The organism is Mycobacterium sp. (genome assembly GCF_965229265.1).
Lineage (GTDB): Bacteria > Actinomycetota > Actinomycetes > Mycobacteriales > Mycobacteriaceae > Mycobacterium.
This window is the reverse complement of sequence record NZ_CBDDIY010000012.1, coordinates 260,146-277,545: the sequence shown is the minus strand read 5'-3', so window position 1 is coordinate 277,545 and position 17,400 is coordinate 260,146. Positions and strand designations below refer to the sequence as shown.

The window sequence follows — 17,400 nt, the reverse complement described above, 5'->3', positions numbered from 1 at the left end:
GATGTCCCGAGACACAAGTGTCAGCGATGTCCCGAGACACCACACGCCGCCAGGCGAACGAAAGCGCGCCGAAATCCCGCTACGCAGTGAGGGCGACCGAGGCCTCGGCGGTGTAGCACAGGAACGTCAACGTCTCCTGCATGTACAGCTGCACCGAGTCCGCGTCATGGCTCAGGTAGCCGATCGCCACATCGGTGCCCAGCTGCAGATCGAAGTCGCCGCCGCGGGTGCTCAGCACGAACGCCCCGTCGATGGCCGGCGCCCAGATGATCTCGCCGTCCACCAGCCGGTTGAGATGCTCGCGGATCGGATAGCCGTGCTCGGTGGTCTCGCTGACCTTGGTGTAGGCGTCGGCGGACAGCAGCACCGAGTAGGGCCCGTCCACACCGGCGAGCCGAAGCTCCGACAGCGCCTGGGCGAAGACGTCGGGATATTCGCGGGCGTCCTCGGGGAGGGCCAGCGCCGGATTGGAGCTGCAGCTGCGGATCCCGTCGATGGACGCCGCCGCGTATCCCTCGAAGATCGCCCGGTCCTCGATGAAGGCGAGCTTCTTGGCGGCATCCTTGACCGGATCCCAGTCGGAGTCCTGCGCGCCGCGCTCCACATCGTCGATCGCGATGCGCGACACCGTGAACGGCACCCGCAGCCGCACCAGCGGCTTGGACTCGCGAAGGTGAGCCACCACACCGTCGGCCGGTGCGGCGACGCCACGCAGATGGCCGGTGCTCACCGCCGCGGTCACCGGGCCGCCCGGATCACTGACGTCGACCACCCGCCGTCCGGCGATGTGCCGTTTGAATGTGCGGGTGGCCTCCAATTCGATCTCGCTCCAAGCGGATTCGGTGATCGGGGCAAGCTCGCGGTAAAGGTTGTTCATCAAGACTGTCCTTTCAGACTGCCGATCGCCAGTGAGCCGTCGGAGGTGGTCGTGGGTGCCGGGGGGGCCGCCGCCGGGTCGCCGAAGCCCGGCATCGGCGGTGGATCGTTAAGGAAGTCGACGATCGGGGTGAAGAACAGCCCCCCGGTGACCGCGGTGGAGAAATCCAGGATGCGGTCGGTGTTGCCCGGCGGGTTGCCGATGAACATGTTCTCCAGCATGGTCTCGGTCACCCCGGGGGAGCGGGAGTAACCGATGTAGTAGGTGCCGTACTCACCCTTGCCGACCTCACCGAACGGCATGTTGGCCCGCACGATCTTGAGTTCGGTGCCATCGGCGTCGGCGATCACGTTCAGCGCGACATGGGAATTGGCCGGCTTGACGTCGTCGTCGAGCTCGATGTCCTCGAGCTTGGTGCGCCCGATCACCCGTTCCTGCTCGGTGACCGACAGCGACTCCCACGACGCCATGTCGTGAACGTACTTCTGGACGTGGACATAGCAGGCCCCGGTGAAGTCGGGATCCTCGTCGCCGATCTGACTGGCGCTGACCGCCAGCGGCCCATCCGGATTCTCGGTGCCGTCGACGAAGCCGAGCAGATCCCGGTTGTCGAAGAACTTGAAGCCGTGCACCTCGTCGACGATGGTGATCGCCCCGGCCATCGCCTTGGCGATCCGCCCGGCCAGTTCGAAGCAGACGTCGAGGGTCTCGGCGCGGATGTGGAACAACAGATCGCCCGGGGTGGCGGGGGCATGGTGGCGCGCCCCGCGCAGTTCGACGAACGGGTGGAGATCCTTGGGTCGCGGTCCGGAGAACAACCGGTCCCACGCCTCCGACCCGATCGAGGTCACCAACGACAGGTGCTTGGACGGATCGCGGAAGCCGATCGCCCGGACCAAGCCGGCGAGATCGGGCAGCGCGTCGTGCACCGCCGCCTCGCCGGCGTCGTTGATCGTGGCGACCAGAAAGATCGCCGCGGGCGTCAGCGGCGCCAGTACCGGTTGCGGCAGCGGGGAAGGCACCGACTGACCCTATCGAAAATGACGTCGGCGATGATGGTGATCATGTCCACAGGGGCCAGTGCGCACGGCTTGTGCGAGTTCATCGATGCGTCACCGTCGCCGTTCCACGTCTGCGAGACGGTGGCGCGACGGCTGCGGGCGGCCGGCTATACCGAGCTGGCCGAGACCGACCGGTGGCCGGACCACAAGGGGCAGTTCTTCACCGTCCGGGCCGGGTCGCTGGTGGCCTGGAATAGCAGCGCGGATCCCGCCCAGCCGTTCCGGATCATCGGCGGCCACACCGACAGCCCCAATCTGCGGGTCAAGCAACAGCCCGACCGGGTGGTCGCCGGCTGGCGGGTCGTCGCACTCGAGCCGTACGGCGGGGCGTGGCTCAACTCGTGGCTGGACCGGGACCTGGGCATCAGTGGCCGGCTGTCGGTGCGCGATCCCGACGCCGACGGCGGTGTCTCGCACCGGCTGGTGCGTATCGACGAACCGATCCTGCGGGTTCCGCAGCTGGCCATCCACCTGGCCGACGACCGCAAGGCGGTCACGCTGGACCCGCAGCGCCACATCAACGCGGTGTGGGGCCTGGGCGACGTGCCGCGGTCATTCCTGGGCTATGCCGCCGAATGGGCCGGCGTGCCCGCGGCCGAGCTGCTCTCGGCCGACCTGATGACCCACGATCTGAGCCCGTCGGCGCTGATCGGTGCCGACGGCGAGTTCGTCAGCGCCCCCCGGCTGGACAATCAGGGCACCTGCTACGCCGGGCTGGAGGCGTTCCTGGCCGCCGAGCCCCGCGGCTACCTGCCGGTGCTGGCGCTGTTCGACCACGAAGAGGTCGGCTCCACATCCGATCACGGCGCGCAGTCCGACCTGCTGCTGACCACTCTCGAGCGCATCGTGCTGGCCGCCGGTGGCGACCGGGAGGACTTCCTGCGCCGGCTGACCGCCTCGATGGTGGCCTCCGGTGACATGGCCCACGCCACCCACCCGAACTACCCCGACCGCCACGAGCCCGGCCACCTGATCGCCGTCAACGGCGGGCCGGTCCTCAAGGTCCAGCCCAACCTGCGCTACGCCACCGACGGGCGGACCGCGGCCGCCTTCGAACTGGCCTGCCGGCAGGCCGGGGTGCCGCTGCAGCGTTACGAACACCGTGCCGACCTGCCCTGCGGATCGACCATCGGGCCGATGACGGCCGCGCGCACCGGCATCCCGACCGTCGACGTCGGAGCCGCGCAGCTGGCCATGCACTCGGCGCGGGAGCTGATGGGGGCGGCCGATGTCGCAGCGTATGCGGCTGCGCTGCAAGCGTTCCTGGCCCCGGCCTGACGTGAGATCGAAATATTGACATGAGACTCTAATCTCATTAGCGTGGGTTTCGCTATGACACTCACCCGTGCCCAGATGGACCGAAAGATCGACGAGCACTTCGACTTCGAGTCACACGACGATGTCGACGGTGTCCTTGCCACACTGGCCGACGATGTCGAGCACGACATCGTCGGATCCCCGACCGGGCCGACGCGCGGGCACGACGGCGCCCGCGCCTTCTACGAAAGCCTGTTCGCCGACCTGTCCGACGGCAGCATGGAGACCATCCGGCGGCTCTACGGCGAGGACTTCCTCGTCGACGAATCACTGTGGCGCGGCCGGGCGTCGGGAACGCCCTTCGGTCTGGCCGGTAAAGACCGGCCGCTCGAGTTTCGACTGCTACACGTCATCGAGTTCGCCGGTGACGGCAATATCGCACGGGAGAACGTGTGGGTGGACCTCGCGGCCATCATCGGTCAGCTCCCGCAGGACTGAGCCGATGGCCACGACCGCGGCGGGCCGGCCCAATCAGCGGGCGCGCACGCGAAAGGATCTGCTGGAGGCCGCTTCTCGGCTGCTGAAACAGGGCCGCAAGCTGACAGTGGAGGATGTCGCGGCCGAGGCGATGGTGTCCAGGGCGACGGCGTACCGCTACTTCCCGAACGCCGACATGCTGATCCTCGAGGCCACACTGGACTGGGCGATGCCCGATGTCGAAGAACTCTTCCGCGGCGCATCCGACGACCCGGTGGAGCGGCTGGAACGGGTCGATGTCGCGTTGACCGACATGATGGCCGCCAATGAGCCGGCATTTCGCACCATGCTGGCCCAGTCGTTGCAGCGCAGCGTCGAGGACAGTGAATACCCCGTTCGGCAGAACCGTCGCGCGGCGCTGATCGAGGGGGCGCTGGCCCCAGCCCGGGACCGTTTCGCTCCGGGCGCCCTGGCGGTGCTGGCAAGTGCGCTGGCGGTCATGATCGGCACCGAGTCGATGGTGGCCTTCGCCGATGTGCTGCAACTCGACGCCGAGCGCGCCCGCGAGGTGCGCCGGTGGGCGATCCGCTCCCTGGTCGACGCCGCGCTCGCCGCCGGGCCGTGACCCGGCCGGTGCGCCATCACACCGCGGCGATGTCGCAGCGATAGTGCAATTCCGCCCGCGGGGCCGGGGCGTCGCGCCGCGACAATGACCGGGACATAATCGACCCCGTGGTGTGGTCGGTGGCCGGATTAGCCGCAATCGTCGTCGTCTGGTCGCTGACAGCGCGCCGGCTGGACCGTTGGCGCGTTACCCCGGTGATGGCGCTGGTGTTCGCCGGCGCACTGGTCGGGGTGCTCACCAAAGACGCGCTGGCCAGTCGGATCGAAGCTCACGTCGTCGCGCCGATCATCCAGTTGATCCTCGCCATCGTGCTGTTCGAGCATGCGGCCAACATCCGCGGCGGGTTCTTCGGAGGACAGGCCAAGCTGGCGTTGCGGATGCTGTTCGTGGCCATGCCGATCAGTCTGGCGCTGGTCGTCGGGTTCGGTCTGTGGCTGCTGCCGGGGATGTCCTGGTCGATGCTGCTGGTCCTGGCCTGTGTCGTCGTGCCAATCGATTTCGCGCCGGTGGCGTCGTTCCTGCGCGACGAACGGATTCCGCTGCGGGTACGCAAACTGCTCAACGTCGAGGAGGGCTATTCCGACGGCGTGATCGCACCGGTGTATCTGTTCGCCCTGGCGATCTCGGATGGGCAACACACCGAAGCTCAGGGGGTCGCGCACGCGCTCGAGGAAGGGCTGCCGCATCTGGCGGTCGCGGTGGCGCTCGGGACGGGTATCGGCGCCGGGGTGGCATGGATCGCCAACCGGGCTGATGGCCACCGATTCATGACCGAACAGTCCCGCCGGCTGTTGGTGGTCGGCGCGCCGGTCCTGACCTACGCGGTCAACATCGGTCTGCACGGCAACGGGTTCGTCGCGGCGTTCGTCTGCGGGATCGCCTACAACAGCGTCCGGCAGTACACCGACGACAGCCAGGAGCAGGAGTTCATCGACGACATCACCTTCCTGCTCGCGGCGGTGGTGTGGTTCGTTTTCGGCTCCGTCGCCTGGTACATCCTGGAAGACGGTGCTGCGCTGAGCCAGGTGTTGTTCGGGGTGCTGGTATTGACGGTGGTCCGCGCGCTGCCGGTGCTGCTGACGTTGGTGGGATCCGGGCTGTCCCGACCGGAGCGCACCCTGGTGGCCGGGCTGGGACCGCGCGGAACCGCCAGCATCGCGCTCGGTCTGTTGGCCTACGCCGTGTTACCCGACGACCCTGCCGACACGTTGCTCACCGTGATGATCATCGTGGTGCTGGGCAGTGTCGTGGCGCACGGACTGGTGGGTCCGACACTGGTGGGTCGGGTCGCCGAAACCCGGCCGCTGGCCCCGAGGCCATAAACTGGCTTGGTGACGACCGACGTTTCCGCCGTTGACACCGTTGAGCACGCTGCTGTCACCGCTGATCATCCCCAGCCGTACCGCGAGCTCGGCCTCAAGGACGACGAATACCAGCGGATACGCGACATCCTCGGCCGCAGGCCCACCGACGCCGAGCTGGCGATGTACTCGGTGATGTGGAGCGAGCACTGCTCCTACAAGTCCTCCAAGGTGCACCTGCGCTACTTCGGTGAAACCACCACCGACGAGATGCGCGCGGCCATGCTCGCCGGTATCGGGGAGAACGCCGGGGTGGTCGACATCGGCGACGGCTGGGCGGTCACCTTCAAGGTGGAGTCGCACAACCACCCCTCCTACGTGGAGCCCTACCAGGGCGCGGCCACCGGGGTGGGCGGCATCGTCCGCGACATCATGGCGATGGGCGCGCGGCCGGTGGCGGTGATGGACCAGCTGCGCTTCGGCGCGGCCGACGCCCCCGATACCCGCCGCGTGCTCGACGGCGTGGTACGCGGTGTCGGCGGCTACGGCAACTCCCTAGGCCTGCCCAACATCGGCGGCGAGACGGTGTTCGACGCCTCCTACGCCGGCAACCCGTTGGTCAATGCGCTGTGTGTGGGGGTGCTGCGCAAGGAGGATCTGCACCTGGCGTTTGCCTCCGGCACCGGCAACAAGATCATCCTGTTCGGTGCCCGCACCGGCCTGGACGGTATCGGCGGCGTGTCGGTGCTGGCGTCGGACACGTTCGGCGGGGACGAGGGCTCCGGCCCCGGCCGAAAGAAACTGCCGAGTGTCCAGGTGGGTGACCCTTTCATGGAGAAGGTCCTCATCGAGTGCTGCCTGGAGCTCTACGCCGCCGGCCTGGTGATCGGCATCCAGGACCTCGGTGGAGCCGGATTGTCCTGTGCCACATCCGAACTCGCTTCGGCCGGTGACGGCGGCATGGCCATCGAATTGGACAAGGTCCCGCTGCGTGCGGCGAACATGACCCCGGCCGAGGTCCTGTCCAGCGAGTCCCAGGAACGCATGTGCGCGGTGGTCGCCCCGGAGAACGTCGAGGCGTTCATGGCGGTCTGCCGCAAATGGGACGTGCTGGCCACGGTGATAGGTGAGGTGACCGACGGCGACCGGCTGCAGATCAGCTGGCACGGCGAGTGCGTCGTCGACGTGCCGCCGCGCACGGTCGCCCACGAGGGCCCGGTCTATGAACGCCCCGTGCAACGCCCGGACTGGCAGGACGAGCTCAACGCCGACACCTCCGCCGCGCTGCCGCGACCGCGCACCGGCGACGAGCTGCGCGCGACATTGCTTGCGCTGGTGGGTAGTCCGCACCTGTGCAGCCGCGCCTTCATCACCGAGCAATACGACCGCTACGTACGCGGCAATACCGTGCTGGCCGAGCACGCCGACGGTGGCGTGCTGCGCATCGACGAGGCCACCGGCCGCGGCATCGCGCTGTCCACCGACGCCTCCGGCCGCTACACCCAGCTCGACCCCTACACCGGCGCCCAGCTCGCGCTGGCCGAGGCCTACCGCAACGTCGCGGTCACCGGCGCCACCCCGATCGCGGTGACCAACTGCCTCAACTTCGGCTCGCCGGAGGACCCCGGCGTGATGTGGCAGTTCTCCCAGGCCGTCCGTGGACTGGCCGATGGCTGTGCGGCCCTTGGGATTCCGGTCACCGGCGGTAACGTGAGCTTCTATAACCAGACCGGTGCGACGGCCATCCTGCCCACCCCGGTGGTCGGCGTGCTCGGGGTCATCGACGACGTCACCCGCCGGCTGCCCACCGGGTTGGGCAACGAGCCGGGCGAGGCACTGTTCCTGCTCGGTGACACCCGCGACGAGTTCGACGGTTCGATCTGGGCGCAGGTCACCGGCGACCACCTCGGCGGGCTGCCGCCGGCGGTGGACCTGGCCCGCGAGAAGCTGCTAGCCGAGGTGCTAACGGCCGCATCGCGCGACGGACTCGTCTCGGCCGCTCACGACCTCAGTGAAGGCGGCCTCGTCCAGGCGATCGTCGAGGCTGCCCTGGCCGGCGAAACCGGCTGCCGCATCGTGCTTCCCGAGGCTATCGATCCCTTCGTTCTCCTCTTCTCCGAATCGGCCGGGCGTGTCCTGGTTGCGGTTCCGCGCACCGAGGAAAGCCGCTTCACGGCGATGTGCGAGGCGCGCGGTCTGCCGCTGACCCGGATCGGCGTGTCTGATCCCGGCTCGGATTCTCTTGAGGTCCAAGGCTTGTTTACCGTCTCGCTGGAAGAGCTACGCACCACCTCCGAGAAAGTGCTGCCCGGGCTTTTCGGATGACCAGCGCGGTCGAGGGCGTCACCGGTGAGGCGCAGGCCCCGCCAGACTTCCCGCGTCGCCGTGAATCCCTGATCGAATGGGCGTGGAGCCTGGTCCGACTCGACTTCGTCGGCGTGGGGTTCGGCGCGCTGTTCTTCTGCCTGTCCCTAACCCCGTCGTTGATGCCCCGCGACTGGGTACTGGCCGGGGTGATCGGCGGTATCAACGCCGCAATCGGCTACGGGATCGGCGTGCTGGCCGGCCGGGTGGTGGGCTGGCTGCTGCTCAGTCACCGGCCGTGGTGGCCGCCCAGCCCGAAGGCGGCCTACGGCCTGAAGGCCGTGACGGTGGTGCTGTCGATCGGTGCCAGCGTGCTGATGCTCGTGCCCGCGGCCGCCTGGCAGCGCGAGATCGCCGCGGTGATGGGCATCGAAGGGCCGTCCACCCTGATCTATCTGCGCACCCTGCTGGTGGCCCTCGTCGTCGGCGGGTTGCTGGTCGGGGTGGCGCGGGTGGTCAAGGATGCCATCAGATTCCTTGCCCGCGTGATGATCCGGCGATGGGACCTCAACGACGAGGTGGCGATGTTCATCGGCACCGCGATTGTTGTGGTGTTGATCATCACGCTGGTCAACGGCGTGCTGGTGCGTGGTTTCATCGCCGGCACCAGTGCCATGTTCCAGCCGCAGAACGAGACCACCCGGCCCGGCATCGAACAACCGGTGCGAGACGAAAGATCCGGCAGCCCAGCGTCATACGCGCCGTGGGACACCCTCGGATTCCAGGGCCGCAACTTCGTGGCCACCGGACCGCACGCCGACGAACTGACGCGGCTCAACGGCCTCCCCGCCAAGGAACCCATCCGGATCTACGCAGGCCTGCAGACGGCCGACACCACCGCGGGCCGGGTAGCTGTGCTGCTGTCAGAACTGCAGCGCACCAAGGCATTCGAGCGTAAGCTGCTGGTCATCATCCCGACCACGGGCACGGGTTGGGTCGATCCGGTGGCGGCGCGGTCCATCGAGTCGATGTACAACGGCGACACCGCGCTGGTGGCCATGCAGTACTCGTATCTGCCGAGCTGGATCTCGTTCCTCGCCGATCACGAGAAGTCGGTGGAGGCCGGCAGGGCGATGATCGACGCGATCCACCAGCGGTGGCTGCAGTGGCCCGAGAACAGCAGACCTAAACTGGCGCTCTACGGGGAGAGCCTGGGGTCGATGGCCGGGCAGGGCGCGTTCGGGTATCTGCCCGATGTCGTCGACATGGGATTCTCGTCGGTGTTGTGGGTAGGACCGCCGAACGCCAGCACGCTGTGGAAGGCGTTGACGGTCAGGCGGGATCCCGGCAGCCCGGAGTACCAGCCACGCTATGACGCCGGGCGCACCGTCCGCTTCGCGCAGGGATCCGGGGCCGAGGAGATCGCCGGGGTCGCGGCCGCACCACCGTGGAAAGGCACCCGGGTGCTCTACCTGCAGCACCCCTCCGATCCGGTCGTGTGGTGGTCGCCGGACCTGCTGTTCGAGCGACCGGACTGGTTGAAGGAGCCGCCGGGCTTCGACCGCAGCGCCGCGATGCGCTGGTATCCGATCGTCACGTTCTGGCAGGTCGGCGCCGACATGGCCGGCAACGTCACCAGCGCGCAGGCCTCACCGGCCGGGCACGGCCACAACTACGGCGATAGCCAGCTCGACGGCTGGGCCGCCGTCGCCGCCCCGGAGGGCTGGACGGCCGAAGACACCCAGCGGATCCGGCGATCGCTGGATCGGCTCATCTCCGCCGGGGGTCCCGAATTCCAGTGATCAACAAAGATTCCGGCGCCCCTGGCGTGCGCGCGATCGTCAGCACGGCACTGGCGGGAGCGGTCGGTGCGCCGTTGGGTCTGCGTCCACCGGAGCTGTGGTCGGGGTTGCGGTTCGGCGGTGCGGCGGTGGCGGCGGTGACTGCGATTGTCGCGGCGACAACGTCCTCACCCCGGGTCCGCGTCGGCATGAGGGAGCGCCGCGTCCCGGCCAACGTCAGGCGCTGGATGGCGCTGGAAATCCCGCTCGCCACGGCGTGGACAGAAGAGATGCTGTTTCGCGGTGTGCTCGAGACCCTCGCCCGCCGGGCGGTCGGCCGGACCGGCGGCCGGCTGGTTCAGGCCGTCATGTTCGGACTCTGGCACATCCCCGACGCGAGGAGGGCCGGCGACTCGGTGGTGGGCACCATCGTCGTGACGGGCTCGGCCGGCTGGGTGTTCGGCTGGCTCGCGGAGCGCTCGGGCAGCGTGCTGGCCCCGGTGCTGGCGCACGCGGCGGTCAACGAAACGGCGGCGGTGGCCGCACTGGCACTGCAACGCCGCCGACCGATTAGCTGACACTGCCAGCGGATCGAGCAGCGCGGCGACGGCCACCGGGGATACAGGTCGGTTTCTGGGGGCTCGTGCTGTTGTGGAGCAACGCGACGTTGTACCGTCTCTGGCAGCGTTCAGTGTGATGAGCACCGGATAATCCACATCCCGATCAAGCGACCCGGAGGCCTAGTGAATATTGGACTCTCTGCTCGTTCCTGCCTGACCTCGGGCATCGCGCTGACCGCCGTCGGCGCGATGGCGTTTGCTCCAGTCGTTGCACCGCGAGAACTACCCGTGCCTATCAGCGTGACCTCGCCGGCCCTTGAACTCGCGGCCTCGGTCGACCCGCAGAACCTGATCGACACCCTGCAGGGCGCGGTCGACACCGTCGTCAACGGTGCGGTCAACATCGCGATGCTGCCTGCAGAGGGGTTCGTCACGGCGACAACGGCGGCCCAGTCGGGCGCGGCCGCCATCTACGACGCGCTGATCAACGCGACCACCAACCCGCAGATCCTGGCACTACTGACCGGCCTGAAGACCACCCAGACCACTAACCTCGGCTACCTCGTCAACACCGCCGAACTGCTGGCGGAGACCACCAACTCCTGGCTCAGCCAGCCCAGCGCCGGTCTGGCCACCAATGTCGAGAACGCACTGAACAACGCCATCGAACTGACGTTGAACGCCCTCGCGGGTGTGATCAACGACCCACTTGCCCTGAGTAGCTGGGCATCGCTGCTGAGCTCCGTCGTCTACAGCGCGCTGTGGGGAGCCGGCGACCTGACCTGGGCCACCTACGCCGGCATCAGCCTCCCGTTGAGCCTGCTACAACTGGGCTACGGCGGCGGTTATCCCCCCGACTACGCCGGCTTCGCCCAGTCGCTGGCGGCTTCGATCGCCAACTGGAGCAACTTCACCGGCGCCACCCTGACCACTCTGGCGGGACAGACCGGGACACCGTTGGTCGAGAGTCTGGCCAAAGCTCTGGTCGCGGTCACGACAACGCCGCTGTCGTACCTGGCGCAGGGTTTCGCGGATGCGTCGTCGTGGGCGCCGGTCTACACCGCGATCGTCGCGCCGTGGAACATTGCCTGGGCGGCGACGAATCTCGTCGGCTCACTGTTCTACAACGCCGGTGACAGCATCGGCGGCGCCATCGACGCGATCGGCGCCGGTCCGTTCGATCCCGCCAGCTACATCAGCGCCCTGCAGGATTTCGTCACGGCCGGAGCCAATATCGGCAATGACGCTGTCTGGTCGGTCAACGCGTTGGCGCAGAGCGGTCCAGAGATCGTCAACTCGCTGAACTATGGGGGCGAGTTCGCGACGAATGCCGTCGTCAATGCCGTCGCGCACACGGTGTCCGGTCTCCTGGCTGCCGCCGGTGCCGCAGCGGACACCGTGCAGGCTCCGATCAACGTGGCCGACACCATCACCGCGGCGGTCACCCAAGGATCCGTTCTTGTCGGGACGGTGTGCACCGGCGTCGGAGGCTGGATCGACGAGGCTGCGCAGAAGGTTGTCGACGCCAACACCGCCGCCGCGGACCAGATCAACAATTGGCTTGGTGGGCTGGTGCCGAGCACACCTGCCGGCGCGGCCGCGGTACGGAAAGCCGCGGTGGCCGGCGAAACCGATTCTGCGGTAAGCGAACCCGGTGGCTCTCAGACGCCGAGCGCAACGAGCCTGCGATCCGCGCGTTCGCCGCACACCGGAGTTGCACCGTTGGGTCACGCCAGCTCACGCGCAGCCGCCGCGGCCACTCCCGCAGACTCGCACGGTTCCGAGACGACCGCGAAGTCGTCCGCCAAGCCGAAGGGGATCGGCGGTGCCAAGCGCGCCCGAGCGGGTGCCGCCTGACCTGCTCCCGCCGGTGATCGCGGCTGAGCCGGGATGCCGTGCGGCTGACTGTTCTACGTGGTTCGACCGTCGACGAGCTGGGCTATAGTCCGCTTGCGCATTCAACAACCGGGGAGGTTTGTGTCATGGGGTTTTCCATCAGGTCGGGTTTTCGCGGCGGCATCAGCGTCGTCGTAGCGGGCGCCGTGGCGTTGACTCCTGCCATAGTTCAGGAGCCGCAACCACTTCCGATCACGGCCCGCGTGACGTCCCCAGCCGTCGAGCTGGCGGCCGCTGTCGATCCGCAACCCCTCATCGATGCGCTACAGGGTGCGGTCAACTCTGTCGGAACGGGGGTGACCAATCTCGCCCTGCTGCCGCCCCAGCTCATGTATCAGGCGACCACGGCGGCCGAGGCGGGTGTCGCGAAGCTCTACGGCGCCCTCATCGCCGCGGCCACCGACCCCAGCGTCAAGGCTGTGCTCACCCAGTTCGAAGGCATCCAGACCGCCAATCTGGGGTACCTCCTCAACACTGCCGCCGACCTCGAGGGCCGTACCGATTACTGGATGACCGACCCCGATGTCGGTCTCGCCGCCAACCTGGAAGATGCATTGAATGGCGCGATCCAATTGACGTTGACCGCCATCGCGGGTGCCATCAACGCACCGCTGGACCTCAGCAGTTGGGCCTCGCTGCTCAGCTCGACCGTCTACAGCACGCTGTGGGGGGCCGGCCACCTGTCGTGGGCCGCCTACGCCGGCCTCGCGATGCCGCTGGACCTGCTGGCCGAGGGCTATGGCGGCGGCACCTACCCCGACTATTCCGGCGTCGCCGAGTGGGCGGGCGCTTCGCTGGCCAACTGGGCTGCCGGCAGCGCCGCGGTGTTGAGTGGCCTGGCGACCTCGACCGGGTCGCCGCTCATCGAGAACCTGACCAAAGCAGCCCTCGCGATCACCACGACTCCTACGGCGATTCTGGCCCGGGGTATCGCGGATGCCTCGTTCTGGGCCCCGGTGTTCACTGCCGTCGCCCTCCCGACGAACCTAGCGTGGGCCGCCGCGAATCTTGCCGGGGCGTTCTTCTACGGAGCCGGCAACAGCATCGGTGGCGCCATCGACGCGATCGGCGCGGGCCCGTTGAACCCCGCCAGCTACATCACCGCCCTGCAAGGATTCGTCACCGCCGGCTTCAACCTCGGCAGCGAGGCGGCCTGGTCGGCGCAGGCCGTGGCCCAAACCGCACCGGAAGTGTTCAACTCCGTGGCCTTCGCGAGCAAGATCGGAGCCAATGCGCTGGTGAACGCCGTCGCGGCGTCTGCATCAGGCCTGCTCGCCGCGGCAGGCGCTGCGCCGGCGATCGTTGCGGCGCCGATCAATGCTGCCGCCCAAATCACAACGGGCATCACCAATGTCACGACCACCCTTACGGATGCGTCCAAGGCCTTCTCGAGCACCCTGTTCGAAACGGCGCAGAAGATCAACGCCGCGAGCGACGCCGCCAGGGACGAGATCAACAATTGGCTGGGCGGACTGGTTCCGGGATCGGTCGCCGCTGCGGCCGCCGACGAAGCCCCATCGCGCCCGGCTGCAGTCGCCCCATCGGCGTCCGTGGTGCGCAAGACCCCGGTGACCGGCCGCTCGGCAAAGGCCGCCGCTGATGTTCCTGCCGCCGCCGACACACCGGGCTCCGGCAACGATGATTCGCATTCGCTTGCCGATGGATCGGACGACACCACGCCGCACCAGTCCGATAGCGCACCCCGGCCGAAGCACTCCATCGGTTCCGCTCGCACCGGCGGTTCCCACCGCTCCTCGGCCACGGCTGGCGCCGCTCGGCATCAGGGGGCTGCCTGATCGCGGGCACAACTGAGCCAGGCGACGCGTCCAAGCGGTCGCGAGCCACACCCGATCCCGAGGCCACCCGCGCCGCGGTGGATCAGCTCGGGGCGTGGCTGCGTGACGAGAGCCTCCCGGCGCCGGACCGGGCCGTGCTGGCCACCGCGGTCCGCCTGACTGCCCGCACCCTGGCCGGCATGGCCCCGGGGAACAGCGTCGAAGTGCGCATTCCTCCTTTTGTTGCGGTGCAATGTATCTCCGGCCCGCGGCACACCCGCGGAACACCGCCGAACGTCGTGGAGACCGACCCCCGGACCTGGCTTCTGTTGGCAACTGGCCTGCTGGGCGCCACCGATGCCACCGCCAGCGGCGCCTTGCGGCTGTCCGGTTCGCGCGCCGGGGACGTGGCATCCTGGCTGCCGCTGGTGGCGCTGAGGGGCTGAATACGGCCCGACACTTGCCGTTCAATTCCGCGTTTCCCGCCGATGCCCGTAAACTGGTCAGAGTCACCGAACCCCGCCAGGGAGCAGCCCATATCGTGACCGGCCAACTGGAAAACCCACCTCGGGAAGAGTGCGGCGTCTTCGGCGTTTGGGCTCCCGGCGAGGATGTAGCCAAACTCACTTATTACGGGCTCTATGCCCTACAGCACAGGGGTCAGGAAGCGGCCGGTATCGCCGTCGCCGACGGGTCCCAGGTGCTGGTCTTCAAGGATCTGGGCTTGGTCAGCCAGGTTTTCGACGAGCAGACCCTCGCCGCGATGCACGGCCATGTCGCCATCGGGCACTGCCGCTACTCGACCACCGGATCGACGACGTGGGAGAACGCGCAGCCGGTGTTCCGCAACACCGCCGCCGGTACCGGTGTTGCGTTGGGTCACAACGGAAATCTGGTCAACACCAGCGAGCTGACCGCTCGTGCCCGCGATGCCCGCTTGATCAACCCGAACATGCCCGGTGCCGCGACCACCGACTCCGACATCCTCGGTGCGCTGCTCGCGCACGGCGCCGCCGACTCCAGCATCGAACAGGCCGCCCTCGAGCTGCTGCCGACCGTGCGGGGTGCGTTCTGCCTGATCTTCATGGACGAGAACACCCTCTACGCGGCGCGTGATCCCCATGGGGTGCGCCCGCTGTCACTGGGCCGGCTCGACCGTGGCTGGGTCGTCGCCTCCGAGACCGCCGCCCTCGACATCGTCGGCGCCTCCTTTGTCCGGGACATCGAGCCGGGTGAACTGCTGGCCATCGACGCCGACGGCGTGCGGTCCAGCCGGTTCGCCAACCCGACGCCGAAGGGCTGCGTCTTCGAGTACGTCTATCTCGCCCGCCCCGACAGCACATTGGCCGGACGTTCGGTGCACGCCGCCCGCGTCGACATCGGTCGCCGGCTGGCCCGAGAGAAGCCCGTCGAGGCCGATCTTGTCATCGGCGTTCCGGAGTCGGGCACCCCGGCGGCGGTCGGCTACGCCCAAGAATCCGGGATTCCGTTCGGACAGGGCCTGATGAAGAACGCCTACGTCGGGCGCACGTTCATCCAGCCGTCCCAGACCATCCGTCAGCTCGGTATCCGGCTGAAGCTCAACCCGCTCAAAGAGGTGATCCGCGGCAAGCGGCTCATCGTCGTCGACGACTCGATCGTGCGCGGAAACACCCAGCGCGCGCTGGTGCGGATGCTGCGGGAAGCCGGCGCTGTCGAGGTGCACGTGCGCATCGCCTCACCGCCGGTGAAGTGGCCGTGCTTCTACGGCATCGACTTCGCCACCCCGGCCGAGCTCATCGCCAACGCCCCGGGCACCCAGGCTGAGAACGGCGAGATGCTCGAGGCGGTACGCCATGCGATCGGAGCCGACACCATCGGCTACATCTCCCAGCAGGGCATGATCGCCGCTACCGAGCAGCCGGCCACCCGGCTGTGCTGCGCCTGCTTCGACGGGAACTATCCGATCGAGCTGCCCAGCGAGGCCGTGCTCGGCAAGAACGTCGTCGAGCACATGCTGGCCACGGCGGCCCGTAGCGGGCTGCCGATTCAGCCGGTCCAGTCCGACAACGACAACGTGTCGGCGCTGCGGCGACCCTGAACTAGCCCGCCGCGGCGATGGTCCGCCGCAACCGGGCGTCGAGCATGAAAGCCCGGACCGGACTTCCGGCGTACCAGTACAACCGGCCGACCAGTCCCCGCGGGTAGAAGATCGCCCGCTGCTCGAAACGGCTGCCGCCGGCCTCGGGCGTGATCCGCATCTCCAGCCACCGATCACCGGGTGCCCGCTTCTCGGCCCGCAGCCTCAGCAGCTGTCCCGACTCCCGTTCCTCGACCCGCCAGTGCTCGGGAGCGGTGTTCTCGACCGCCTTCCACAGCTGCTCAGGGCTGGCCTTCGTCCGCCGCGACCGGGTGTCGGTGTAGACGACCTCGCCGGCCCAGTCCGGGTCGCTGGGCAACTGTGCAGCCGTGCCGGTGTCCCAGGTGGTTTCGACCTCGCCCCGGGCGATGCGCGCCAGTGCCAGCGACACCGCGCGGCGGTACGGCGTCAGCCCGGCAGTCGGTGGCGCGATGATCGTGTCGATGTCATGGTTGGCCATCACCGCATCAGAGTGCAGGGACTCGACGAGGGGCCGTGCCAGCCCGGACGGGATGGGCGTCACCAGGCCTACCCACAGCGCGGCGATCTGCGGGGTCAATACCGGCAGCACCAGCATGTGCCGTCGCCCCAGTCCGGCCACCTGGGCGTAGATCTGCATCATGTCGCCGTACTCCAGGACATCCGGGCCGCCGATATCCCAGGTGCGCGACCTCGGCACGTCAGCAGTGGCTGCGGCGACCAGGTAGTGCAGCACATCACGGATCGCGATCGGCTGGATCTTGTTGTGCACCCACTTCGGCGTCGTCATCACCGGCAGGCGGTCGGTGAGGTGGCGGATCATCTCGAAGGACGCCGAGCCCGCGCCCACCACGACGCCGGCCTGCAGCACGATCGTCTCGATGCCGGAGGCGATGAGGATCTCGCCAACGGTCGTGCGCGACGTCAGGTGCGTGGACAGGTCGACCCCTTCGGGGTGCAGCCCGCTGAGGTAGACGATGCGACGAACCCCGGCGCGGCGGGCGGCGCTCACGACGTTCTGGGCTGCCCGGCGCTCCTCGGCGGCGAAATCCTTCGACTTGCCCATCGAATGCACGAGGTAGTACACGACGTCGACATCGGCGAAGGCCTCGGTGAGGGAGTCGGCGTCGTTCAAGTCGCCGCGTGCCACCTCCACCTTGGCCCGCCACGGCACGTTGGCCAGCTTGTCGGGGTTGCGTGCCAGGGCCCGGACCGTGAAGCCCTGGTCCAGCAGCCGCGGAACCAGGCGGCCGCCGATGTATCCGGTGGCGCCTGTCACCAGGCACCGAGTTGGCTCCGGCATGGAAACCCTCCGATCGTCGTACCCATCATTCGGAGCCGACACCGGGTTGGATTGCCGAGGATCAGGTCTTCTCAGTTCCGGTGCT

At 68.2% G+C, this 17,400-nt stretch carries 14 protein-coding genes; 11 read left to right on the top strand and 3 right to left on the bottom strand.

Annotated features, from left to right (window positions below; translation table 11 throughout):
• Positions 1 to 79: 79 nt before the first annotated feature.
• Together ADBZ9K_RS19055 and ADBZ9K_RS19050 are read right to left on the bottom strand one after the other, a co-directional pair.
• A complete protein-coding gene (locus ADBZ9K_RS19055) occupies positions 80 to 877 on the bottom strand; it encodes a family 1 encapsulin nanocompartment shell protein (protein WP_526623200.1) in 798 nt (265 codons plus the stop codon).
• Positions 877 to 1,899 carry a Dyp-type peroxidase gene (locus ADBZ9K_RS19050; RefSeq protein ID WP_526623198.1) on the bottom strand — a complete coding sequence of 341 codons (1,023 nt, stop codon included), beginning with the start codon at positions 1,897 to 1,899 and terminating at the stop codon, positions 877 to 879. Before ADBZ9K_RS19050 ends, ADBZ9K_RS19055 begins: the two co-directional genes overlap by 1 nt.
• A gap of 42 nt (positions 1,900 to 1,941) precedes the next feature.
• On the opposite strand from ADBZ9K_RS19050, the gene ADBZ9K_RS19045 reads away from it, so the two are divergent.
• The 11 genes from ADBZ9K_RS19045 to purF all read left to right on the top strand — a co-directional run bounded on the left by ADBZ9K_RS19045 (position 1,942) and on the right by purF (position 15,994).
• Positions 1,942 to 3,216 carry a M18 family aminopeptidase gene (locus tag ADBZ9K_RS19045; RefSeq protein ID WP_526624241.1) on the top strand — a complete coding sequence of 425 codons (1,275 nt, stop codon included), beginning with the start codon at positions 1,942 to 1,944 and terminating at the stop codon, positions 3,214 to 3,216.
• 54 nt (positions 3,217 to 3,270) lie between these two features.
• Positions 3,271 to 3,693 carry an ester cyclase gene (locus ADBZ9K_RS19040; RefSeq protein WP_526623196.1) on the top strand — a complete coding sequence of 141 codons (423 nt, stop codon included), beginning with the start codon at positions 3,271 to 3,273 and terminating at the stop codon, positions 3,691 to 3,693.
• Between the two features lie 4 nt (positions 3,694 to 3,697).
• Positions 3,698 to 4,297, top strand: coding sequence for a TetR/AcrR family transcriptional regulator (locus tag ADBZ9K_RS19035; protein WP_526623194.1), 600 nt, complete (start codon positions 3,698 to 3,700; stop codon positions 4,295 to 4,297).
• A gap of 119 nt (positions 4,298 to 4,416) precedes the next feature.
• Positions 4,417 to 5,619 (top strand): cation:proton antiporter, encoded by a 1,203-nt coding sequence (locus ADBZ9K_RS19030; RefSeq protein ID WP_526623192.1) that lies wholly within the window; start codon positions 4,417 to 4,419, stop codon positions 5,617 to 5,619.
• A gap of 9 nt (positions 5,620 to 5,628) precedes the next feature.
• On the top strand, positions 5,629 to 7,923 hold the full coding sequence (gene purL, locus ADBZ9K_RS19025; protein WP_526623191.1) for a phosphoribosylformylglycinamidine synthase subunit PurL: 2,295 nt from the start codon (positions 5,629 to 5,631) through the stop codon (positions 7,921 to 7,923).
• Positions 7,920 to 9,704 (top strand): alpha/beta hydrolase, encoded by a 1,785-nt coding sequence (locus tag ADBZ9K_RS19020; protein ID WP_526623189.1) that lies wholly within the window; start codon positions 7,920 to 7,922, stop codon positions 9,702 to 9,704. The genes purL and ADBZ9K_RS19020 overlap by 4 nt, the downstream gene beginning before the upstream one ends.
• Positions 9,701 to 10,261, top strand: coding sequence for an Rv0804 family intramembrane glutamic endopeptidase (locus ADBZ9K_RS19015; protein ID WP_526623187.1), 561 nt, complete (start codon positions 9,701 to 9,703; stop codon positions 10,259 to 10,261). The genes ADBZ9K_RS19020 and ADBZ9K_RS19015 overlap by 4 nt, the downstream gene beginning before the upstream one ends.
• A gap of 270 nt (positions 10,262 to 10,531) precedes the next feature.
• Positions 10,532 to 12,100, top strand: a complete 1,569-nt coding sequence (locus tag ADBZ9K_RS19010; RefSeq protein ID WP_526623186.1) for a hypothetical protein — start codon at positions 10,532 to 10,534, stop codon at positions 12,098 to 12,100.
• 242 nt (positions 12,101 to 12,342) lie between these two features.
• Entirely contained in the window at positions 12,343 to 13,935 is a 1,593-nt protein-coding gene (locus ADBZ9K_RS19005; RefSeq protein WP_526623184.1) for a hypothetical protein, read from the top strand.
• Positions 13,935 to 14,360 (top strand): sterol carrier family protein, encoded by a 426-nt coding sequence (locus ADBZ9K_RS19000; protein ID WP_526624239.1) that lies wholly within the window; start codon positions 13,935 to 13,937, stop codon positions 14,358 to 14,360. Before ADBZ9K_RS19005 ends, ADBZ9K_RS19000 begins: the two co-directional genes overlap by 1 nt.
• A 92-nt stretch (positions 14,361 to 14,452) precedes the next feature.
• Entirely contained in the window at positions 14,453 to 15,994 is a 1,542-nt protein-coding gene (purF, locus tag ADBZ9K_RS18995) for an amidophosphoribosyltransferase (RefSeq protein ID WP_526624237.1), read from the top strand.
• 1 nt (position 15,995) lies between these two features.
• Here purF and ADBZ9K_RS18990 read toward each other — a convergent pair whose 3' ends face one another.
• Complete coding sequence (locus tag ADBZ9K_RS18990) at positions 15,996 to 17,315, bottom strand: DUF2867 domain-containing protein (RefSeq protein WP_526623183.1); 1,320 nt, start codon at positions 17,313 to 17,315, stop codon at positions 15,996 to 15,998.
• Between the last annotated feature and the right edge of the window lie 85 nt (positions 17,316 to 17,400).